Origin of the sequence: Limnovirga soli, assembly GCF_013106755.1 — a bacterium.
GTDB lineage: Bacteria > Bacteroidota > Bacteroidia > Chitinophagales > Chitinophagaceae > Limnovirga > Limnovirga soli.
In genome coordinates this window covers 157,504-180,568 of record NZ_WHPF01000010.1, presented here as the reverse complement: position 1 = coordinate 180,568, position 23,065 = coordinate 157,504, and the positions used below count along the sequence as shown (strand labels likewise).

Genomic DNA, 23,065 nt, shown 5'->3' with positions numbered 1-23,065 from the left:
TACTGGTGCATACTTCACTATAATCCGTATTTTTACCAATAAATCTAACGGAATGAATGTTGAAATGCACAAGCCTGTAGTTGGTTTTAGTTGTGGCGATATTAACGGAATAGGTATTGAACTAATCATAAAAAGTTTATCCGACAGTCGAATTACCGATGTTTGCATCCCCGTAGTTTTTGCCAGCAACAAAAGCATTAATTTCTATCGTAAGGTATTACCCGATATTAACTTTGCCTATCAAAGCATAAAAGATTTTAGCCGCCTTAACCCCAAACAGGTAAACGTATACAATTGCTGGGAAGAAGAAGTGCAAATAACCCCAGGCCAGTTAACAGAGTTAGGTGGCAAATATGCATTATCCTCTTTAGAGCAGGCCACCAAAGCCTTAAAAGCCGGTCATATACAGGCATTGGTAACAGCGCCCATTCATAAAAAAAATATACAAAGCGAGGCATTTAATTATAGCGGCCACACGCCATATTTAAAAGCATTTTTTGAAGTAAACGATGTGGTAATGCTAATGGTAGCCAGCAATATGCGGGTGGCACTTGTTACTGAACATGTACCTGTTAGCGGAATTGCCCAAAATATTACCAAAGCCAATGTGATGGGTAAACTTAAAATACTGCATGCCAGTTTGCAAAAAGATTTTGGTATTGATAAACCCAAAATTGCCGTGCTGGGTTTAAACCCCCATGCTGGTGATGAAGGACTTATTGGTAACGAAGAAGAAACCATTTTAAAACCCGCTTTAAAAGAGGCCCGCCACCAAAATATACTGGCATTTGGCCCCTATAGTGCCGATGCTTTTTTTGCCCGCGGCCAACATGAAAAGTTCGACGCGGTATTGGCCATGTATCACGACCAGGGTTTAATTCCCTTCAAATCGCTGGCGCATGGCGAGGGTGTAAATTTTACAGCCGGCCTGCCGGTGGTAAGAACCAGTCCCGATCATGGTACCGCATTCGATATTGCGGGCAAGGGTATTGCAGATCATCTATCCTTCCTCGAAGCCATGTACACGGCATTAGACATTGTAAATGCTAGGTCCCGCTATGCTGATATGCATAAAAATCCGTTGCGTAAAATGAGCGCCATGATTGTAGCCAATGCACAGGATGAAGTAATAAAAGAAGATACTTCGGGTTAATTTTTGTAGCCCGGCAATGGTACACTTTGGCAGCATCCTTGCGTCGCACTCTTGTACGGCAACAATGTTATGCAGCAAATACACATCAACAAAATATCCATACCCCAATGATTTACACTATACAAAATGCACAATTAAGGGCATCAATACATACCAAAGGTGCAGAACTGCAAAGCCTGTTTAATAAAACCACCGGACTGGAATATATGTGGAGTGGCGATGCTGCTTTTTGGGGTAAAAAAAGCCCGGTACTATTCCCGGTGGTAGGCGGGCTAAAAAACAATGCTTATCAATACAAAGGCAACACGTATACCTTGGGCCGTCACGGCTTTGCCCGTGAAATGGATTTTACCGTAACTGCCCAAACAGATGACAGCATCACTTTTACCTTAGAAAGTAACGCAGTAACGCTGGCAAAATACCCGTTTACATTTATTTTTTCTCTGCAGTATACGCTAATAGAAAATAGTTTGCAGGTACAGTATACCGTAGAAAATACGGGTACAGAAGAAATGTATTTTTCAGTAGGAGCCCATCCGGCATTTAAAGTGCCGCTAAGCCCAAATACCCGTTTTGAGGATTATTATCTGCAATTTAGCCATACAGAAAACGGTGGCCGCTGGCCACTTACTGCTGATGGTTTAATTAAAACAACACCTAACAATTATTTTAACAATAGTAATCGCATTGCTTTAACCAAAGCCTTGTTTTATGAAGATGCCCTGGTATTTAAGCACCTGCAATCTGAAAGCATTTCCATTCTAAGCAATGCAACCCAACATGGCATTGCAGTAAATTTTCAGCAATTTCCATTTATGGGTATTTGGAATGCTAAAGACGCCGATTTTGTTTGTATAGAACCCTGGTGTGGTATAGCCGATAGTGAAAACACCACCGGCGAACTATCCGAAAAAGAAGGTATCAATGTATTGGCTGCCTCTCAAATATTTCAACGTAGCTGGCAGGTAAGTACTTTTTAATTATTGTTCTATCCGCTTTACAGGTGTGTCGGGTTTAGCATATTGGTACCTTGCCAATGGCTGTGTAGTATAATATCCATCTGCCCCCAAACTGGTAAGCGAGCCTGCTTTTTCAATCGCCAAAAAGCCATCTGGCTGTAAAATATCCGGACGTATAAAAACATCTGTTACAGCGCCAATTACCAGAAATGTATTGTTATGGCTAATTGGTACAATCTCTACCAGTTTCAAAGCATATTTTACCTCACTCACCCGCACAAAAGGGGCAATAATACCATCCCTGAATTCCGGTTCCAAACCAACTACTTCAAATTCATTTACTGATGAGGGATATTTGGCGCTGGTTTGGTGCGCTGCCTCAATAAAATTTGCCTGAATATGGTTAATGGTATATACACCAGTAGCTTCAATATTGTGTAGTGTATCCGGTGCTGCGGCCCTTGGCCTGTTGATATACCCCACCAATGCGGGGTCAGAACCCAAATGAACAATACTGCTAAACATGGCAAGATTGGGTTGGCCGGCTACATTTACACTGCCTATTAAACTAACAGATTTAAAACCAGTAAGGCAATTAATACAATTAGCCCTGTAAAACCGCTCCCAATTCCTGATATTGCTTAAAGTAATATGTTGCATATATAACTAATGGTTTAAAAAGTAAAAAGTTCAGCTAATCAACTAATTTTTGGATGCAATTGGCAAATCGGCAACTTATTTGTCGCTATTCTTTACATTTAAATATGTTTAAGCAGTTGTTCCGAAAAATACTTACTCGTCCTGTTACTTATTTGGCACATCGCTATTCCTCTGCTCCCAAACAGGAAAATGTATTTGCCGCATTAACAAAATTGTATAATCAATCTTTGCAGCCCATAGAAAAGCAAAAAGATATCCTCCTATTACACGATATTGGCCAAACACCGGTAATTATTTTCTCCGATCAGCACAAGGGTGCCAGGGATGGCTCAGATGATTTTGCAGCCGCCGAAGCCAATTATATGGCTGCATTGGAACATTATAACGCCAACAATTTTTACTTCATCAACCTGGGCGATAGCGAAGAATTATGGGAGAATACGGTGAATACCGTTATAAAAAATTATCCAGCCACCTTTAAGGCAGAGCAACTTTTTCTGGAAAGAAATGCTTACTGTAAAATTATTGGCAATCATGATTTATTCTGGAAAAACGATCCGCTGCTGGCTCCTGGCATACTAAAAGATTTATTTGGACAACCAGTACCCATTTACGAAGCTGCTGTTTTACGTATTCCACTTGCTGATAAAAACTTAGACATATTGTGTACCCACGGCCACCAGGGCGATGCCCAAAGCGATGGCAATGCATTTAGCAAATGGTTTGTAAGTTATATCTGGGGCCCCTTGCAATCTTTTTTGCAAATAAACACCAATTCAGTTTCTGCTAACGAGGAGCTTAAAAGCCTGCATAACCAAATCATGTATCAATGGGCCAGCAAACAACCAAATGCCTTATTAATTACGGGTCATACGCACCAGCCGGTATTTGAATCGCTTACCCATTTAGAAAGATTGTTATTACAACTCGAAATGGCAAAAGATCAAAATAACACTGCTGAAATTGCCTCTATTGAAACCGAAATTGCCACCCGCAGACAGCAATATAAATTTGTAAACGAATCCTACAAAAATCTAAATCCTTCCTATTTCAACACAGGTTGCTGTTGCTTTCAGGGTGGTACCATCACGGGAATTGAAATTGCCAATGGTTATATCAGATTGGTAAAATGGAGCTACCAAAACAATACTCCCACCCGCACCATTGCGGAAGAAACTCCTTTAACGCAACTCTTACCTTCTATATAATAAAGCACAAAAACATTCTTATTATTTTTTTTGAAACCAGCTTTGGTTAACCATGGCATCACCGCTTGCCACGCTCGGTTCAGGGTTCCTCTTTTATGGCGGCAAAACAGCAGTCGCATTATTATCAATTTAAGCCATATTTTTTATTATGCTTTTCAAAAAATACGCGGTGATGGGTATAGTCAAGTCCTCTAAATACACAGACTTTTAAAGCAAAAAAATGACATATCTGCAAGCTATTTACGGCAGCCAATACAAAGAAATTGCCGCCAATGGAAAAGATGGAAATAAAGGAAGGTTGAATGGCAATATTTTATTAAGCGCCATTATTTTTTTGATACTACTGGATTTTTTGCTTTTTTGTATAGTCACACTTCCCGGGTTTAACAGGTTACTCTCGGAAAATCTTACTGATGTATTTGGATTTTTATCTGGTAAAACGGTAGGTAAATTGCTTGCCATTCCTTTATTTGCCTTAATTTATTTTGCAGTTTCAAATACGGTAGGCAGCCAAAAAAACTTTGAAACTACTGTGGCCGCCTTTAACCAGCTACCAGCGACAGAACAGGATACAGCAAATAAAAAGGTATTAGTGCCGTTTTTTTCGTTAATCATTGGTTTGTTTATCTTATCTATGTTTGGCATAAGTTAAAACCTTTAAGAAGAGATTCGTTGTATTTATGCTGTTGCATAAACTAATACCAATGCGAAATGGATATGGCTGCATAAAGTATCCTGAAGTACAAGTGAGTGACACAACAGTTGTTGAACAGAATTACCCATGGTTGGGCAACAATTTTTATTGTTGTTTAAAAAAATAACCTTCTGGCAGTTTTTATGAAAGCTAAATTTTATATTTAATTATTGAAAGGGTAAACTGCATTCAATGGGCTTTGCAGTTTTTGTAGTGAGGTATATTTTTTAACTGCTTTAAATTGCTTTAATGAAAGTATTTAATGGGATTTTTTGTTTTCTTTTTATTGTGTTTGCGGCTTTACAATATAACGACCCGGACCCTTATATTTGGGTGCCTATTTATGTGTATACAGCTGTTTTATGTTGGTTTGCCATAAAACAACGGTATTATCCTAAAGCCTATATTGCGGGTATTGTTGTGTATGCCATGTATGCGGTGTACAAAGTATTTGACGCCAATGGTTTATTGGATTGGCTTAACCTGCATGACGCGGAAAATCTTGCCGAAACAATGAAAGCAGAAAAGCCCTGGATTGAGGAATCGAGAGAATTTTTTGGGCTACTAATTTTGATAGGCGTTCTGGTAATAAATTATTGGGTGGCGATAAAAAGAGAAAAAGCAGTTTAATTAGAGTACAGACATAAAAAAAGGCATTCAATTATGAATGCCTTTTTTTATTGAGCTAATTTATTATTCTTTTATAATTTTTCTGGTTACGCTATTGTTTTTGGCGTTCATAACCACATAGTAAATACCTGTTTGCTGGTTGCTGATATCAATAGTGAAATTGCCTTTGCCTGCAGCCAATGTTTTAGTGATTACCAAAGCACCTTTTGCATCGTATACCATAAAGGATATGTTCGATTTTTCTGTACTGCTATAGCTAATATTTACCGGGCCTTTGGTAGGGTTGGGGTTAGCTTGCATACTAAGCTTTGACATTTCAATTGGTGTAGCATTGCTGGTAATCTGTTGAATATTTTCGGTAGATTTTGCAGCTGGTTTAAGCAATGGTGTTTCGCTAAGGCGTATAATCCAGAAATCGTTAAGGCCAGTGTTGCCAACAGTACCAGTTGTTTTATCACCATTTCTGCTGGTATTAGAAGTGCCACCAGCAATATACTCGCCTGTGCTAATTTCTTTAATGGCGCCTAACCTGTCTGAGCCTGAACCACCATAAGTAGTATCCCATAACTTTTGGCCATTCTTATTTAGTTTAACTATCCAGTAATCTTCAAGACCTTTGTTAGGGCTATTTTTAGTAGCACTGGTTGGTGAACTGGAAGTACCACCAATAATATAACTGGAATCCTTTGTTTGTTGAACTGTGCTTAAATAATCTCCCAAAGTTCCACCCATGGTTTTATCCCATTGAACACTACCATCAGCAGCAGTTTTTACAATCCAGTAGTCCATCCATCCTTTAAAAATGCCGGTTTTATTAAATGTAGCATTTGAGTTGGAATAGCCTCCAAGTATATAACCACCGTCAAAGGTTTCCTGTACATCGGTTTGGTAATCTGATAAATCTCCACCAAGTGTCTTGTCAAAAGTTTTATTTCCGTCTTTATCCATTTTCACAATCCAGTAATCATTGCTGCCAATAAAACTGTCTGTTTTTTCATATTCTGCAGGCGAATAAGAATAGCCGCCCATGATATATCCACTGTCTTTTGTTGGTTTTAAGCAGGTAAGATAATCCTCGTTACCACCACCATAGCAATGGTCCCAAACAACTTTACCTTTTTTATCCAGTTTAACTACCCAGTAATCAGGCCAAAGACTTGATCCACGGTTAGCGTCGCGTTTATCATCTCCGGGGAAATTTGACCAGGAATTGCCGGCAATTCTATAAGTGCCATCAGATGCTTGTGCAAGTGCATTTAATGATTCCCTTTGTATACTGCCAATAGTATTATTCCATTGTGTTACACCATTTTTATCCAGTTTAACCACCCAATAATCGTTACTTCCGTTAATTGCATCTTCAGTTTTATCGCCAGATAGCATTGAAATAGAAGTACCTCCTACCAAAAATCCACCATCTCCTGTTTGAATAACTACAGGATCGTTATCAATACCTGTCCCACCAAGGGTTCTTGACCATTGTATTTTGCCTTTGCTATTGGTTTTAATTACCCAATAGTCAAGGGTATTGTTATACGAATTCTGTGTTTTGTCTCCAAAAGCATTAGAATTAGAATGGCCCGACATGATAAAGCCGCCATCGTTTGTAGGTAAAATAGCTACCAGGCTGTCGTTGCCAGCGCCGCCAAATGTTTTTTGCCAAACAATTCTGGGTGCATTTTGCGCAAATAAAATACCCGATGTTGCGGTTAATGCTATGATTAGAAGTAAAGATTTGATATTCATATCTGTAAATACTTGGTGTTAATAAAATTTTTGAAAACTACTTTTAAGATTTAGGTATATGTATTTATTGACAGGAAGATACGTAACCACTAAACTGCCCGGTGTATCCTCTTTTATCTAATACTGCTTTAAGAAAACAACTTGATTGCTCAACACAGAAAATGTCATCATAAGCAGGATGTGAGGCCCCATCTAACAAATAATAAACCGATGGGGTATTTTGGGTCCGGCATCTTTCATACAAACCTGTGGCGCCATAAATAATGCCAAAATTGGGGCATTGTGCATAATGGCCCATACTGTCTGGTATACCATCATCGCTGGATCCTCTGAAAAAGATGGTCGGATATGCACGATAATTGGTGTCAATTACTTTATCGCTAAATAAGCCACCCCACATAGATATAATGCCTTTGTATCCCCAGGAAGCAACTAAATTGTTTCCGGTACTTTGCACTCCTCCCAGTTTGGTATACACATCAGGAAACCTGATTTGTGCAATAGAATCATTCAGGTATGCATTTGTTAACGCTAATACGGCACCCGCACTAGAGCCTCCTATAAATATTTTACTGGTGTCTATATTTAATTCATCTGCATGTGCAACCAAATAACGCATGCAAGAGTTTGCATCCTGGCTGGCACGGTAAATAGCCTCGTTTTGTGTGGTAGTATCAGCCTCACAGTTATGAATATTACCTTTTCGGTAACCTACACGATAATCAAAACCTACAGCAATAAAACCCTGATCAGCAAATCTGTCGCAAATAGCAGAAACATTAAACCTGTTACCGCCTGTAAATCCTCCTGCATGGCAAAACAACAAAACAGGATATTTTTTGTCAGAACTTGCACCAGTTGGGTAATAAGCATCAAATCTTAAAGTATCAACCGGGTAACCTCTGTAATCAACCAGGCCTGTTGCAAATACCCTTCCTTTTATATCCCTTAATTCAGAAACGGCCACTTCATTTGTATAGGCATATGTATTATTGGTTTGTTCTGGCGTTATCAAAGATGCTAACACGTATAAAAAAGGCAAAGCCAGCATTGTGTAAAATTTCATAATAGTTAATTGAGTTTTTTGAATGGATAAAAGGAATTTGGGTTGTTATAAACAAATATTTAAATGCAAATTATTGCATTTTGGGATGTGTGTTATATAGCAAACAGGTAATCCTTTTAAAAATAATCTTTTTTTAATACGGTCATTTTCAAATGCGCTTGTTATAAAAAAAATATTAATCAATTCTATTGCAGATTATAAAAAATTAAGGCAGTTTTCAATAATACAATAACCATTTATAGGCCTTGAAACCCATTATTCCTTGCGCATCTGGTATAATCCAATTCAAAAGTTTTTAAAGCTGGTTGATTTTATGTGGAGCAATGTTGTGGACAAAAATGTTATAGATTAAACAAATATGTAAACTCAAGTTTTTAGATATCGGGCAGTTTGTTTACTATCAGGCCTGGTTGTGTCACTCACTTGTACTCTAACGCATTGCGCAGCTTTTTCTGAAGAACTACTTCAAAATATTTATTAAAGGCCTTCATCGTAGAATTCTTCGTGTCTTATAATTTATCATGGTAATTGTGGTAAGATACCTGCATGAAGCCAAATAACGCTATTTTCTAAAGGGTTTTGCCGGATAATTTTAATAAACTAATAAGAAATTACAATGCGGAAATGACACAATATGTATGCAAATTTGTCCTCCAGACCTAATTTTTTGAATCCCGAATCGGCAGTATAATTAAGCCCTTTTGCACTGGTTTGTTTTTAACTGTAATGCGTTAAATTAACGCATTGTAAAAAATTATCTTGCCTTAATACAATTAACTGCTAAATTTAGACCTCAATTTTATCAATGAATATATACTGCCATATGAGAAAATTAATGTTATTGTTGCTTATTGCAATTGTAGTAATCAGCATTTCCTGTAACAGCAAACGCAGCGATAAACCCCGGGTACTGGTTTTTTCTAAAACCATGGGCTTCAGGCATTCTTCTATACCAAACGGTAAAGTAGCTATTATGAAAATGGGTGCTGAAAATGGTTTTGATGTAGATACAACAGAAAATGCCGATGTGTTCAACGAGGATTCACTTAAGAAATACGCTACCGTTATTTTTCTAAGCACTACAGGTGATGTGCTGGATTATAAACAGGAAGCTGCATTTGAAAGATACATACAGGCAGGCGGCGGATTTGTAGGCGTGCATGCTGCTACCGATACTGAATATGATTGGGGCTGGTATGGCAGATTGGTAGGCGGTTATTTTAATGGCCACCCTCACCAACAGGAAGCCCGGTTTATTATAAAAGATAAATCATTTGGCGCTACCAGTTTTTTCACAGATTCTGTTTGGAAAAGAAAAGATGAACTATATAATTTCAAGAAACTTAGCCCCGATATTCATGTGGTATTAACTATTGATGAAACTTCTTACGAAGGTGGCACAAATGGTGCATTTCATCCCATGAGCTGGTACCAAGAGTTTGATGGTGGCCGTGCTTTTTATACTGAGTTGGGCCATACAGAGGAATCTTATACCGAAGTGAATTACCTGAAACATTTATTAGGTGGTATTCAATATGCTATTGGCGAAAATAGAGTGGGTGATTATACCAAAGTAAAAACACAATTGCCACCCGATGAAGATCGCTTTACCAAAACACAACTTTCTCAGGGTGAGTTTTATGAGCCTACCGAAATGACTATTTTACCCAACCTGGATATACTTGTTATTCAAAGACGTGGTGAAATAATGCTCTATAAAAATGATTCCAAAAAAGTAAAACAGGCTGGATTTTTAAATGTTTACTTCAAAACAAAAGAATCAGGCGTAAATGCAGAAGAAGGTTTATTGGGTTTAGCAAAAGATCCACATTTTGATAAAAACAATTGGGTGTACATGTATTACAGTCCGGCCGATAGTGCTGTAAACCGCTTGTCCAGATTTACTTTTACAAATGATACTATAGACATTTCAACTGAAAAAGTAATTTTAGAAGTAAAATCACAAAGGGAAATTTGTTGCCATACTGGTGGTTCCATTGCATTTGGTCCCGATGGCTTATTATATTTTTCTGCCGGCGATAATTCAACTCCATTCGATGAACCAGGTGTAAGATATGTAAACAGTGGTTTTGGCCCTGCCAACGATTTGCCGGGCCGTCAGCAATATGATGCCAGAAGATCTTCTTCCAACACAAACGATTTGCGTGGTAAAATAAACCGTATTCGCGTAAAGGATGACGGCACCTACGAAATACCTGATGGTAATCTTTTCCCAAAGGGCACGCCTAAAACCAGGCCTGAAATATACGTGATGGGTAACCGCAACCCATATCGTATTTCGATTGACCAAAAGAACGGCTTTTTATATTGGGGTGAAGTTGGTCCGGATGCAGGTAACGACAGTTTAGAAACCCGCGGGCCACGTGGGTACGACGAAGTGAATCAGGCACGTAAAGCCGGCTATTTTGGATGGCCACTGTTTGTAGGTAATAATTATGCGTACAGGCAATTCGATTATGCAACAGGTAAATCTGGTGAGCCTTATGATCCTGCAAAACCTATAAATAATTCACGCAATAATACCGGCTTAACGGAATTGCCACCTGCGCAGCCAGCCTTTATCTGGTATCCTTATGCTGCTTCTCCAGATTTTCCTCAGGTAGGAACCGGCGGTCGTAATGCGATGGCTGGCCCCGTGTATTATACAGATATGTTTCCTAAGGAAACACGGTTACCTGATTACTACAATAATAAACTTATTATTTACGATTGGATTCGCGGATGGGTAAAAGCAGTAACCATGTTGCCTAATGGCGATTTTGATAAAATGGAGCCTTTCTTCCCCTCTTTAAAAGTAAACTCACTCATAGATATGGAAGTTGGCCCCGACGGTAAACTGTATTTACTGGAATATGGCACCGGCTGGTTTACTAAAAACCCCGATGCAGGTTTGGCAAGAATTGATTATAACCCAGGCAATATTGCGCCAAAAGTAAGTGCTGTTACCGTAAACAAAACCTCAGGTGTTTTACCATTTACTATAAAAGCTGCTGTAAAAGCTACTGATACAGAAAAAGATGCTTTAAAATATACCTGGCATCTGGGTACAGGTATTACCAAGGAAACTACTACACCAGAACTGGAATACACATTTACAGCTGCCGGCGATTTTAATATTTCAGTAGAAGTAAACGATGGCAATGGTGGTGTAACCAAAAGCGAAGGCGTTGCTGTATATGCCGGTAATCAGGAACCGGAAGTTTCTATCAATATTACTGGTGGTAACAAATCATTCTATTTGCCTGGTGTACCTTTTAATTATGAGATTGTAGTAAAAGATAACGATAACGCAGCGGTAGATGCTGCCAATTTGTATGCCTCTGTTGATTATACTGAAGGGTACGATAAAGCCTCCAGTACAATGGGGCACCAGCAGGGCACTGCAGCGGTTAGTGCTAAAAGCTTAATGGCTTCATTAGATTGTAAAAGCTGCCATAAAGAGGCCGAAACCTCAGTAGGGCCTTCGTTTTTACGGGTGTCTGAAAAGTATAATAAAGACCCCAATGCCATGAGCTATTTAACGCAAAAAATTATAAAAGGCGGCGGTGGCGTATGGGGCGAAGTTGCAATGGCTGCACACCCAAATATACCACAAGCCGATTTGCAAACCATTGTAACCTGGATACTTTCTTTATCAAACAAAGAGGCACTAAAACCTTCGCTGCCGCAAACAGGTACTATAACGCCATTGGCTAATCAAAAGCCCAATGCTACATTGGTTTTGTCAGCCAGTTATACTGATAAAGGTGGTAGTGGCATAAAACCATTAACAGGTAATGCCAGCATTGCTTTATCAAGTAACAACCTAAGCTTTACTGGTAAAGAAAAAACAGAAGGCTTTACGTTTTTCAATTACAATGGTAATAACTATTTAATGTATCCTGCAAATTCAGGTGGTTGGTTTGCAGTAGATAGCATTGATCTTACAGGCGTACATTCTATAAATGTAGTTAGCGGATGGCAGGGAGCACCCGAATTTGCTTTCTCCTACGAAATTAAAATAGATGCTGCCGATGGTAAAACTATTGGCAAAGGACTAATGCCCGTACCCGCAAAAAATTCGCAAATGGGTATGGTGCATGTGCCAATCGAAGCTGTTACCGATGGTAAGTTTCATGCCATTTACGTGTTGTACACACCGGTAAACCCTAAAGGCACTTTGCAGGCAGGGGCGGCTATGTTGCAGTTTAATACAAAATAAAAAAAATCACTATTATAAAAGCCCTGTACATGGTACGGGGCTTTTTTTATTGGGTAACCGGCTGTTGCATAAATGGCATCACCGCTTGCCACGCTCGGTTCGGGGTTCCACCTTTGTGGCGGCTAAAACAAATACCCAAATTATGCGGGGTTGTATTTCTATTTAAACAAAAAATTAAAGCTGAAATATTAACTGAACGTACAAGAGTGCGACGCAACAGGCGATGCATTACATTATACAGTCGGGTACATAAATGAAAAAAAATAAATGAAAAAAGCGGGGAAACTATTGTTGTGGTTGAGGTATAGACAAAAAAAGAGGGGTAGTGGAGAACCATAACCCCTTTTTTCAACCCTAAACCCTTAAAAAACTGGTGGCAAGATATAGCAAAACATTTGATTTAAAAAACATGCACCAATTAAAAAAACACTAATCTTTTTAATTTCACTGTAACGGGGATAATTTGTTATTTATTTAGCCGCCAAAAATTATCCCCGCCACATATAATACAATAAGCTGACAGATTAAATATCAAAAGCTATAAACAAAAAATATCTCAGCTGAGGTTTGCATAATTTCGTTGTTATGAGTAAGGTAAGAATGGCCCGCGAAAAAAGGCCGCTGTTATACAACCGGGTGCCACAACCAACTTTAAAAGAAAAATTTGCTGCCCTGCGTAACCTGCCCCGTTTTTTTGCTTTGGTTTGGCAAACCAATTGCTGGTACACTATTATTAATGCTGTTTTGCGTATTGCCAAATCTGCCGTACCTGTGGCTATTTTATATATTGGTAAATTGATTATTGATCAGGTGGTACTGTTAGCCAAAACACCTGATTCAAATACAGATCATACTTATTTGTGGCAGTTGGTGGCAGCTGAGTTTGTATTGGCAATAGTATCTGATGCATTAAGCCGGGCCATATCGCTGGTTGATGGTTTATTGGGCGATTTGTTTTCTAACCATACTTCTGTAAAAATTATGGAACATGCCGCCACCCTGGACCTTGACCAGTTTGAAGACTCTGCTTTTTACGATAAGCTGGAACGTGCCCGCCAGCAAACCGTTGGGCGGACTGTATTATTATCGCAGGTATTAACGCAGGTGCAGGATTTAATTACCATGTTGTTTTTAGCAGTGGGCTTAATGGCTTTTAACCCATGGTTGATATTGTTATTACTAATAGCAATTGTACCTGCTTTTTTGGGCGAATCTTATTTTAACGATCAAAGTTATGCGCTTACCCGCGGGCAAACCCCTCAACGCCGCGAATTGGATTATATGCGTTACCTGGGCGCCAGCGACGAGACTGCCAAAGAAGTAAAACTCTTTGATTTGTCAGGCTTTTTGATAAAACGGTTTAAGGCACTTAGTCAGCAGTTTTATGCGGATAATAAATCGCTTTCTACCCGCAGGGCAGCATGGGGTAGTTTGTTTGCCATATTGGGTAGTATGGGGTATTATGCGGCCTATATTATTATGATTTTAAAAACGGTAGAAGGGTCTTTGTCCATCGGTGATCTTACATTCCTGGCCGGCTCTTTCCGTCAGTTACGCAGTTTACTGGAAGGGATATTATCGCGTTTTAGTACGGTATCTCAGGGGGCTATTTACTTAAGGGATTTCTTTGATTTTTTTGAAATAAAACCCAAAATAAAAGTGAGCAAAACCCCGCTACCATTTCCTAACCCCATACAAAAGGGTTTTGTATTTGAAAATGTAGGTTTTAGATATGCCAATAGCGAGCAATGGGCCAACCGTTATTTGAGTTTTACCTTACATGCTGGTGAAAAACTGGCATTGGTAGGGGAGAACGGAGCCGGCAAAACCACGCTGGTAAAACTATTGGCCCGTTTATATGATCCTGAAGAGGGCCGTATTTTATTGGATGATATAGACCTGAAGGAATATGATATTTTGCAACTGCGCAAACATATAGGCGTTATTTTTCAGGATTACCTGCGCTACCAGATGAGCTTTGCGCAAAATATTGCAGTTGGTAATATAGATGAGCAAAATAACCGCCCTTTAATTATTAAGGCTGCTGAAAAAAGCCTGGCTAACCTGTTGGCCATGAAATTACCCAATCAATATGATCAGGCATTGGGCCGCCGTTTTAATGATGGCATAGAATTATCGGGCGGTGAATGGCAGAAAGTAGCATTGGCCCGCGCCTATATGAAGGAAGCCGAAGTATTGATATTAGATGAACCTACCAGTGCGCTGGATGCCCGTGCAGAGTATGAAGTGTTTCAACGTTTTGCTGAGCTGACAAAGGGCAAATCTGCAGTATTGATTTCACACCGTTTTTCTACCGTGCGCATGGCCGACCGTATTCTGGTGCTGGAAAAAGGGCAGTTGATAGAACTGGGCAGCCATGAACAATTGCTGCAACAAAATGGCCGCTATGCCGAGTTATTTCAACTACAGGCAAAAGGGTATAGGTAGTTTATTAAACTTTTTTTCGGGCTGCGTAATTTTTGGGATAAACATTAACTCTATATTGCTAAATGTTTGTCTTTCGTATTTTTCAAGATTTTAAATAAGCTGGAAAAAATAGCCATTTTGTAGGCAACTTGTATAAATTCATTACCATACACTAAGAACATTATTCTATTACACCCAATTTCTAGCTACCTTTAAACAATGCCAAATGAGGAAGATTTTTTTATAACTTTTGCCGGCAGGCAGGTAAAGGTTTCTCCGGTAATAAATGGCGGCAATATTTATTTTATAATACATTTTGCTTCGCAGGTAATAATTGCAGAAGAATTAGTAAACGAAACCTGGCAATGGTACGAAGCAGATAAAGGGGCAACACCATTAGCTGCAGAACTTGGCGAAATAATAGAGGCTATCGATATTTAATTCTGTTGAATAGGGATTTGAACGCACAAGTGAGTGACACAACTACAGATGCCTTTTGTACCTGGCTGATACAATTCTTATTCCTCGCATAAGGCAGCAGGAAAACCAATCTTGTGTTTTTATTTCCTCATTAATTTTATCAACTAAACAAAACTTATGTTTTTAAAAATAGCACTATTAAATGTGATTGTCTTAAGTATGGCAATAACTGTAGTGGGCCAAAAACCAAATCCATATCAGCCGGATTTTTCTAGTCCCCCAAAAAAGGCCGGGTATAATTTAATTTGGCACGATGAATTTAATATAAATGGCAAGCCTGATAGCACTAACTGGGTATATGAAACTGGCTTTGTACGCAATGAAGAACTGCAATGGTATCAACCTCAAAATGCCAATTGTGTAAATGGGGTTTTGTTAATACAAGGAAAAAAGGAGAAGGTGAAAAACCCTGCTTATCAACCTGGTAATGCAGACTGGAAGCTGAATAGGGAATATGCCAATTATACATCTGCAAGTATACAAACAAGAACAATGCACCAATGGCAATTTGGTAGCATTGAAGTACGTGCAAAAATTGATACAGCATTAGGTGCCTGGCCTGCTATTTGGACCCTAGGCACAAAAGGCGAATGGCCAAATAACGGCGAGGTAGATATAATGGAATTTTACCGTGTACAGCAACAGCCCGCCATACTGGCAAATGTTGCATGGGGCACTGCCACCCGCTTTAAGGCCAAATGGCATACAGAAATACACCCGCTGAGCCGTTTTTTGGCAAATGATGCCGATTGGCCAAATAAGTTTCATGTATGGCGTATGGATTGGTCAAAAGAAGCTATAAATCTTTATATTGATGATGTGCTATTAAATACCACAATGTTAAGTGAAACGCTAAATGATAATGGAACCAATCCATTTTTGCAACCGCATTATTTATTGCTAAACCTGGCCATGGGTGGTAATGGCGGCAATCCATCTGGTATGCAACACCCAATTACTTATCAGGTAGATTATGTGCGGGTTTATCAGCAAGAACCTTAGTTTAGAAAGCAATGCAACTTTTTTTGGAGCCCGGCAAAAGAACCGCAATGTAGCTTTACTTGCGTCGCACACTTGTACTGCATAACAAGGGGCATCTTTAAATGGCTCTAATGTATTACAAGTTAGGTTGTTAATTTTAATTTCAAATGGTACCTTTATTTTCAGTAAATCTGTTCAGTTGCAACTGGTTTCAGGTGTACAAGAGTGCGACGCAAAGAACGATGAAAAATGTGTTTTTGCCTGGCCAAAAATGGCAATAAACAGTAGTGAACGGTATGCAGTGTGAAGAAAGCGAAAAGCCTGATTTAATTGGGGGAAATGCTAATTATAATGTGTACAATTTACACTACCTAACCCCATTTTTGGATTAATTGTTCAATTGACGATTAAAATTTTGTTTTTATAAACGTTTGGGCCAAAAAACTGTTAATTTTCTTTGGTGATTTGAAAACTTAGTATTTATATTGTGCACACGATTGCACACATTGTCAAAACGAACAACAATAAACGATATTGCCAGGGAGCTGGGTTTAACCAGTGCTTCTGTATCCAGAGCACTGAATGATCATCCGCGTATTAGTGTAGACACAAAGAAATCAGTTCAGGCGAAAGCGCTTGAAATGAACTACAGACAGAATAAATTGGCTTCCTCCTTACGTTCAGGTAAATCGCATACAATTGGTGTAATTATTCCAAGTGCCCAAATTAATTTCTTTGGATCTGTGGTGCATGGTATACAAAATATGGCCAGTGTAAACGGGTATACCATCATCCTTTATCAATCTGAAGAAAATCAGGCATTAGAGCAGAAAGCCATAGAAACATTTTTAGATGCCAGGGTAGATGGTATTTTGGTGTCTATTTCAAAAGAAACAACTGATTATTCGCATTTTGTAGAATTAAAGAAGAAAAAAATACCACTTGTTTTTTTTGACCGTAATAACGAATCGCTAAAAATACCTTCTGTAGTTATAGATGACTTTAAAGGGGCTTACCGCGCAACTGCACATTTGATAGAAATGGGTTACCGTAATATCATGCATGTAACCGGAGCTCCCCATTTGAAGGCATTTAAAGACAGATTAAATGGATACAAAGCAGCGATGGCCGACTATAAGATGCCTTACTCTGAAGCCTCTATTTATAATGGTAATATTTCTATAGAATCAGGAAAGGAAGCGGTAGATTATTTTTTGAGTTTAGAAACAAAACCGGATGCCATTTTTGCTGTAGAAGATTTTTCGGCTTTAGGGGTTATGCAGCGGTTAAAAGAGCTTAAAATTATTATACCAAAAGAATTTGGGGTAATTGGCTTTGCAAATGAAAGTTTTGGTGAATATATCAGTCCTTCCCTTTCTACCGTTGATCAGCAAACCGTAGAAATGGGAAAAAAATCGTTTGAGTTATTGTTGGAAATTATAGAAAATGGGGTAGATGATACTAGTGAAGAGAACATTATTTTAGAACCGGTTTTGTATTTCAGAGAATCATCCAGGAGGGTTAAACTAAACCAAATGGCAAAATATTAAGCACCTTTTTTGTTAACTATAAAACTTAGAAATAATGAATAAAAACCTATGCGACGACAGCTAAACACTACCTGAAGTAAACATTAAACGACTCATTTTTTAAACCACTCTAATTTGCTTATTATGAGAAAAAATTACCGAAAAAAATTTTTAATTCAAGCATTGCTTGCAGCCATCGGCTGTTTTTCTCTTGTACTTATTACACATACCCAAGTACAGGCGAAAGGCTTTGATAACCCTGCACCGGACAGGAAAGTAACCGGTACCGTTACTGATGACAAAGGAGCGCCTTTGGCAGCTGTATCTGTAATGTTAAAAGGTACCAAAAAAGGCACAACTACCGATCAAAATGGTGTATTTAGTATTACAGTTCCTGATGCTAATGCAGTATTGGTATTGTCATTTGTTGGTTATGCAACACAGGAAATCACTGTTGGCGAACAAGCCTTAATATCAGTAAAAATGGCACAGGGTGCAGAACAGCTAAGTGATGTGGTTGTTGTAGGTTATGGTACCCAAAAAAGGGTAACAGTTACAGGATCTGTTGCTACAGTAAAAGGTTCTGAACTGGCCAAAACACCAACAGCGAACTTATCAAACACTTTAGCTGGCCGCTTGCCAGGTATTACTGCTGTAAATGGTAGCGGTGAGCCAGGTTATGATGGATCTGCTATTCGTATTCGCGGTACCAACTCATTAGGTAACACCTCTGCACTGATCGTAATTGATGGTGTGCCAGAACGTACCGGTGGTTTGGAACGCTTAAATCCTGCTGATATTGAAAGTGTATCAGTATTGAAAGATGCATCTGCAGCCATTTATGGTTCAAGGGCTGCAAATGGTGTAATCCTTATTACTACCCGTCGTGGTAAATCAGGTAAACCTCAGTTATTGTACAACTTTAATCAGGGTTGGGCTCAGGCTACCAGAATTCCAGAATTAACAGACGCTGTTGAATATGGTACCATCAGAAATGAGTCTACTGTATTTGAAAATGTACCTGTTGACCAATGGGATGCTGCATTTAGCGCACTTAATACTACTGGTACATATGTTAGAACCGATAATGGTGCAACTGTAAGTTCACCTGTAGGTTTTGCTCCGGATGATATTGTTAAATACAAAGATGGTTCTGATCCTTGGGGACATCCAAATACAGATTGGTTTGGAGATGCTTTAAAAACCTGGGCTCCTCAACAACGTCATACCGTTCAAATTAATGGCGGTAGTGAGAACATCAGATACCTGGCATCATTAGGATACCAGAATCAGGATGGTTATTATAAAAATTCTGCTACTGGCTACAAGCAATACGATATGCGTATTAACGTAGATGCCAAAGTAAATAAGTATGTTAATATTGGTATTGGTGTTACTGCACGTGAAGAATACAGGTTCTTCCCAACAGAAAGTGCAGGAGCAGTTTTCAGGATGTTAATGAGGGGTAAACCTAATGAGCCTGAAATTTGGCCAAACGGCTTGCCAGGAAGGGATATCGAAAACGGTCAGAACCCAATTGTTATTACAACCAATGCAACTGGTTACGATAAGGATAAAAGAGATTACTTTCAAACAACCGGTAAAATTGAAATCCTTATTCCAGGTGTAGAAGGCCTAAAAGTAACAGGTACTGCATCTGTTGATAAGTATATTTATAATGGTAAAAGATGGCAAACACCTTGGTATCTGTATTCCTGGGATAAAGTATCCTACGAAGCAGATGGTGTAACACCCGCTTTAACCAAAGAGCTTCGTTCTACTTTTACTGATCCAAGATTAAGCCAGAATACAGAAAATAATCTGAGCATCAACTTATCTGGTTTGGTGAATTATGATAAAGTATTTGGTGATCATACTATTAATTTCCTGGCTGGTGTACAAAGAGAAACATTATCTGATGAATATTTCAATGCTTACCGCAGGTACTTTATTTCATCTGCTGTAGATCAGATGTTTGCCGGTGGTGATGTGGAGAAAAATAATAGTGGTGGTGCATTTAACAGAGCCCGTTTAAGTTATTTTGGAAGGGTTGGTTATAACTACCAGCAAAAATATATCGCTGAGTTCTTATGGCGTTATGATGGTTCCTATATCTTCCCTGCTGATGGACGTTTTGGTTTCTTCCCTGGCGTTTCTGCTGGTTGGAGGGTATCTGAAGAAGACTTCTTTAAAAAGAATGTAAAATTTGTTGATAACCTGAAATTACGTGCTTCATGGGGTCAAATGGGTGCTGAGCCTTACCGTTTTGGTACCAGTAGCTTAGCTGAATATCAATTCCTTAGTACATATGGCTTTAGCTCTTATGTAATAAATGATGCGGTAGCAAAAAGTCTTTATGAACAAATCCTGCCAAATCCTGGTTTTACATGGGAAGTAGGTACAAGTATCAATTTTGGTTTAGAAGCGTCTTTCCTGAAAAACAAATTGAATGTTGAATTCGATTATTTCATGAATAAGCGTACAAGAGCGTTATTACCTCAATCTGGTTCTATTTCTCAATCTGCTGGTATTAGCAGTATTTTACCTCCGGTAAATATTGGTAAAATTGATAACAAAGGTTGGGAATTCAAGGTAGGTTATAGCGATCAGGTAGGTAAATTAAGGTACAATGTAAGTGTAAATGGTGGCTATGCTAAAAACAAAGTTGTTTTCTGGGATGAGGCAGCTGGTGTTCCTGCATGGCAGCAATCAACCGGCAAACCATACGGTAGCAGTGGATTTTCTTTCCTTGCGTATGAATACGATGGCGTATTTAAAGACGTAAAAGAAATACAAGCTAATACTATTGATTATAGCGGTGTTGGCGGTGCAAACTTACGTCCGGGCGATATGAAGTTTAAAGATGTAAACGGAGATGGTAAAATTACAGGTGACGATCAGGTGAGGTTAGATAAAACCCGTGACCCTGTTTTTAGCGGTGGTTTAAATATTTCTTTACAATATATGAACTTTGATTGTTCTATTTTGTTTCAGACTGCGTTGGGTGGCTTACTGTTTATCGGAACAGAGTCTGGCGATATAGGTAATTACCTTCAATACAGCTTTGATAACCGTTGGAGTATTGATAATCCAAGTAGTGTTGATCCTCGTTTGGCCAACCGTAATAACACATATTACACTGGTTCAGGTGCTGGTAACAATACTTATTGGTTAAGAAAGAATGATTATGTACGTCTTAAAAACTTTGAAATAGGTTATACCGTAAATGCTGCAGCATTGAAAAAAGCAGGTATAGGTACATTCAGGGTTTTTGCTAATGGTGTAAATTTATTTACCTGGGATAAAATGAAAATTTGGGATCCTGAGTCTGTAAGCGGCAGTGGTCAATATTATCCACAAGCCAGAGTATTAAATTTTGGTGCATCAGTAACTTTCTAAACATATACATATGAAACGAAAAATTAATTATCTGCAGGCAATATGCTTGATGTCGGTTATACTGATATCATCCTGCAAACAGGATTTTCTAAACACTAAGCCGCTCGATTCAATCTCCAGTAGTGCTGTGTGGAATGATGGTCCATTAGCAACTGCCTTTGTTACGGAATTGTACAATGGTTTGGGTGCTGGTGGTTTTGAAGAACAAATGCTGGCTTCACTTTCTGATGAGGCAGTTTTTACACATACCGGTCGTGGTATTAATACTATCAATGAAGGTAGCCTTAGCCCCAGCAACACTGGTTGGGTAAGTGGTACTTACGAGTGGAGTACCATGTATTCCCGCATCAGGGGTTGTAACCTGGCTATTGAAAGCCTGGCTTCTTCCACTATTGATGAAGATTTGAAAGAAAGATTAAGCGGTGAAGCGCATTTTATGCGTGCTTACCTATATCATCAATTGGTACGCTATTATGGCGCTGTACCTATTATTACCAAGGTATACGGACTTAATGAAGATTATAGTGCAACAAGAAACACTTATGAAGAGTGCGTAAACTTTATTGTTGCTGATTGTGATACTGCTAATACCAACCTTAGCGGTCGTAGCATGGATAAAGGCAGAAGCACTGCTGTTGCTGCTTTAGCATTAAAATCACGTGTGCTTTTATATGCTGCAAGCGATTTGCATGATATACCAACTGCAAAAGCCAAATCTGCTACTATAGCAGGTTATGCTAATCCTGAGTTCTTAGGATACGTAAGTGGCGATCGTACTGCACGTTGGGTGGCTGCAAAAAATGCCGCTAAAGCTGTAATGGATGCAGGTGGTGGCGGATACCAACTTAATTTATCTGCTCCAGTTTCATCTCAACAGGCTCAATTAAACTACACCTCTATTGCAATGGCTGGTGCAAGTTCTGCTGCCGGTATAGATAAATCTGCCAGCAGTGAATTACTGTTTGCTAAATACTATATTGCTGATAAAGATGAGTGGGGTGGGCCTTACACAGGTTTATTCAATGGGCCTAACGGTTACCATAACTGGGCTGGTAATACTCCAATTGGTTTATTAGTGGATGATTATGAAATGATGGATGGAACTTCTTTTAGCTGGAGTAACCCGGCTCAAAAAGCAGCCCCATATACCAATCGTGACCCACGTTTATATGCTACCATTTTATACGATGGTGCAGGCTGGAAACCACGTGATTTAATTTCTGGTAATGTAGATCCTGCAAACCAAATTCAAACTGGTCAGTACGACCTGGTTGTGGGTGGTTCTACTATCAACTTTAAAGGTTTAGATACAAGAAGCAGTACCATTGAAGACTGGAATGGTAGCCGTACTGGTTACTATTGCAAAAAATTCACTGATCCCAATCCTGCAATTGTAGAAAACAATACCAAGCAATTTATTCCATGGCCTTTCTTCCGTTATACCGAAGCTGTATTTAACTATATAGAAAGTTGTATAGCATTGGGTGATGAAGCTGAAGCAAGAAACTGGTTAAACAAAATTCGTTTCCGTGCCGGTATGCCAGCCGTAAGCGATGCAGGTGATGCACTGGTTAACCGTTACCGTAACGAACGTCGTATTGAAATGGTATACGAAGAACAACGTTACCACGATGCACGCCGCTGGATGATTGCACCAACAACATTGGGTAGAAAAATTACCTTTATTGGTGTGGTAGGTAAATTTAAGCCAGGTAAAACGTTAAGCGATACTTATCGTTACGATCCAACTATTTACGATTATACTTATACCAATATTGAAGATGCCAACCATGAAAACAGAACATGGGTTGACAAAATGTATTTCAGACCAATCAGCAGGGATGAAATGAATAAAAACTTATCTCTTGTTCAAAACCCAGGTTACGAATAGCAGATAGGGCAATATTGGCC

The 23,065-nt window shown here is 38.9% G+C and carries 15 protein-coding genes; 12 read left to right on the top strand and 3 right to left on the bottom strand.

Annotation, left to right across the window (positions count from 1 at the left end):
- Positions 1 to 52 precede the first annotated feature (52 nt).
- Both pdxA and GD597_RS15030 read left to right on the top strand, forming a co-directional pair.
- Positions 53 to 1,153, top strand: a complete 1,101-nt coding sequence (pdxA, locus tag GD597_RS15035) for a 4-hydroxythreonine-4-phosphate dehydrogenase PdxA (RefSeq protein ID WP_171608703.1) — start codon at positions 53 to 55, stop codon at positions 1,151 to 1,153.
- Positions 1,154 to 1,260: 107 nt separating this feature from the next.
- Positions 1,261 to 2,133, top strand: a complete 873-nt coding sequence (locus GD597_RS15030; RefSeq protein WP_171608702.1) for an aldose 1-epimerase family protein — start codon at positions 1,261 to 1,263, stop codon at positions 2,131 to 2,133.
- On the opposite strand, the gene GD597_RS15025 is transcribed toward GD597_RS15030, so the two are convergent.
- On the bottom strand, positions 2,134 to 2,772 hold the full coding sequence (locus GD597_RS15025) for a flavin reductase family protein (RefSeq protein WP_171608701.1): 639 nt from the start codon (positions 2,770 to 2,772) through the stop codon (positions 2,134 to 2,136).
- Positions 2,773 to 2,876: 104 nt separating this feature from the next.
- Between GD597_RS15025 and GD597_RS15020 the strand changes: the two genes are divergently transcribed.
- From GD597_RS15020 to GD597_RS15010, 3 genes are all read left to right on the top strand, one after another.
- A complete protein-coding gene (locus tag GD597_RS15020; protein ID WP_171608700.1) occupies positions 2,877 to 3,980 on the top strand; it encodes a metallophosphoesterase in 1,104 nt (367 codons plus the stop codon).
- Positions 3,981 to 4,200: 220 nt separating this feature from the next.
- Entirely contained in the window at positions 4,201 to 4,632 is a 432-nt protein-coding gene (locus tag GD597_RS15015) for a hypothetical protein (RefSeq protein WP_171608699.1), read from the top strand.
- Positions 4,633 to 4,923: 291 nt separating this feature from the next.
- Positions 4,924 to 5,304, top strand: coding sequence for a transmembrane 220 family protein (locus tag GD597_RS15010; protein WP_171608698.1), 381 nt, complete (start codon positions 4,924 to 4,926; stop codon positions 5,302 to 5,304).
- A 63-nt stretch (positions 5,305 to 5,367) separates the two neighbouring features.
- Here GD597_RS15010 and GD597_RS15005 read toward each other — a convergent pair whose 3' ends face one another.
- Entirely contained in the window at positions 5,368 to 7,050 is a 1,683-nt protein-coding gene (locus GD597_RS15005; RefSeq protein ID WP_171608697.1) for a T9SS type A sorting domain-containing protein, read from the bottom strand.
- Positions 7,051 to 7,114: 64 nt separating this feature from the next.
- Positions 7,115 to 8,116, bottom strand: coding sequence for an alpha/beta hydrolase (locus GD597_RS15000; protein WP_171608696.1), 1,002 nt, complete (start codon positions 8,114 to 8,116; stop codon positions 7,115 to 7,117).
- Positions 8,117 to 8,939: 823 nt separating this feature from the next.
- Between GD597_RS15000 and GD597_RS14995 the strand changes: the two genes are divergently transcribed.
- The 7 genes from GD597_RS14995 (at position 8,940) to GD597_RS14965 (ending at position 23,045) form a co-directional block, all read left to right on the top strand.
- Positions 8,940 to 12,338 carry a ThuA domain-containing protein gene (locus GD597_RS14995; protein WP_216368597.1) on the top strand — a complete coding sequence of 1,133 codons (3,399 nt, stop codon included), beginning with the start codon at positions 8,940 to 8,942 and terminating at the stop codon, positions 12,336 to 12,338.
- Between the two features lie 585 nt (positions 12,339 to 12,923).
- On the top strand, positions 12,924 to 14,786 hold the full coding sequence (locus tag GD597_RS14990) for an ABC transporter ATP-binding protein (RefSeq protein ID WP_235954314.1): 1,863 nt from the start codon (positions 12,924 to 12,926) through the stop codon (positions 14,784 to 14,786).
- Between the two features lie 198 nt (positions 14,787 to 14,984).
- On the top strand, positions 14,985 to 15,206 hold the full coding sequence (locus GD597_RS14985; protein WP_171608694.1) for a hypothetical protein: 222 nt from the start codon (positions 14,985 to 14,987) through the stop codon (positions 15,204 to 15,206).
- Between the two features lie 156 nt (positions 15,207 to 15,362).
- Positions 15,363 to 16,247: a glycoside hydrolase family 16 protein gene (locus GD597_RS14980; protein ID WP_171608693.1), complete on the top strand. Its 885-nt coding sequence runs from the start codon at positions 15,363 to 15,365 to the stop codon at positions 16,245 to 16,247.
- Between the two features lie 485 nt (positions 16,248 to 16,732).
- Complete coding sequence (locus GD597_RS14975) at positions 16,733 to 17,776, top strand: LacI family DNA-binding transcriptional regulator (protein ID WP_171608692.1); 1,044 nt, start codon at positions 16,733 to 16,735, stop codon at positions 17,774 to 17,776.
- A gap of 123 nt (positions 17,777 to 17,899) precedes the next feature.
- On the top strand, positions 17,900 to 21,154 hold the full coding sequence (locus GD597_RS14970; RefSeq protein ID WP_171608691.1) for a SusC/RagA family TonB-linked outer membrane protein: 3,255 nt from the start codon (positions 17,900 to 17,902) through the stop codon (positions 21,152 to 21,154).
- Positions 21,155 to 21,164: 10 nt separating this feature from the next.
- Positions 21,165 to 23,045 (top strand): RagB/SusD family nutrient uptake outer membrane protein, encoded by a 1,881-nt coding sequence (locus GD597_RS14965; RefSeq protein WP_171608690.1) that lies wholly within the window; start codon positions 21,165 to 21,167, stop codon positions 23,043 to 23,045.
- Positions 23,046 to 23,065: the final 20 nt, after the last annotated feature.

What these genes read in the sequence shown, in the direction of transcription:
- GD597_RS15010 (WP_171608698.1), top strand. Translation starts at nt 4,924, where the DNA reads ATGAAAGTATTTAATGGGATTTTTTGTTTTCTTTTTATTGTGTTTGCG.
- GD597_RS14990 (WP_235954314.1), top strand. Translation starts at nt 12,924, where the DNA reads ATGAGTAAGGTAAGAATGGCCCGCGAAAAAAGGCCGCTGTTATACAAC.
- GD597_RS15020 (WP_171608700.1), top strand. Translation starts at nt 2,877, where the DNA reads ATGTTTAAGCAGTTGTTCCGAAAAATACTTACTCGTCCTGTTACTTAT.
- GD597_RS15000 (WP_171608696.1), bottom strand. Translation starts at nt 8,116, where the DNA reads ATGAAATTTTACACAATGCTGGCTTTGCCTTTTTTATACGTGTTAGCA.
- GD597_RS14995 (WP_216368597.1), top strand. Translation starts at nt 8,940, where the DNA reads ATGAGAAAATTAATGTTATTGTTGCTTATTGCAATTGTAGTAATCAGC.
- GD597_RS15015 (WP_171608699.1), top strand. Translation starts at nt 4,201, where the DNA reads ATGACATATCTGCAAGCTATTTACGGCAGCCAATACAAAGAAATTGCC.
- GD597_RS15005 (WP_171608697.1), bottom strand. Translation starts at nt 7,050, where the DNA reads ATGAATATCAAATCTTTACTTCTAATCATAGCATTAACCGCAACATCG.
- GD597_RS15030 (WP_171608702.1), top strand. Translation starts at nt 1,261, where the DNA reads ATGATTTACACTATACAAAATGCACAATTAAGGGCATCAATACATACC.
- GD597_RS14970 (WP_171608691.1), top strand. Translation starts at nt 17,900, where the DNA reads ATGAGAAAAAATTACCGAAAAAAATTTTTAATTCAAGCATTGCTTGCA.
- GD597_RS14985 (WP_171608694.1), top strand. Translation starts at nt 14,985, where the DNA reads ATGCCAAATGAGGAAGATTTTTTTATAACTTTTGCCGGCAGGCAGGTA.
- GD597_RS14965 (WP_171608690.1), top strand. Translation starts at nt 21,165, where the DNA reads ATGAAACGAAAAATTAATTATCTGCAGGCAATATGCTTGATGTCGGTT.
- GD597_RS15025 (WP_171608701.1), bottom strand. Translation starts at nt 2,772, where the DNA reads ATGCAACATATTACTTTAAGCAATATCAGGAATTGGGAGCGGTTTTAC.
- pdxA (WP_171608703.1), top strand. Translation starts at nt 53, where the DNA reads ATGAATGTTGAAATGCACAAGCCTGTAGTTGGTTTTAGTTGTGGCGAT.
- GD597_RS14980 (WP_171608693.1), top strand. Translation starts at nt 15,363, where the DNA reads ATGTTTTTAAAAATAGCACTATTAAATGTGATTGTCTTAAGTATGGCA.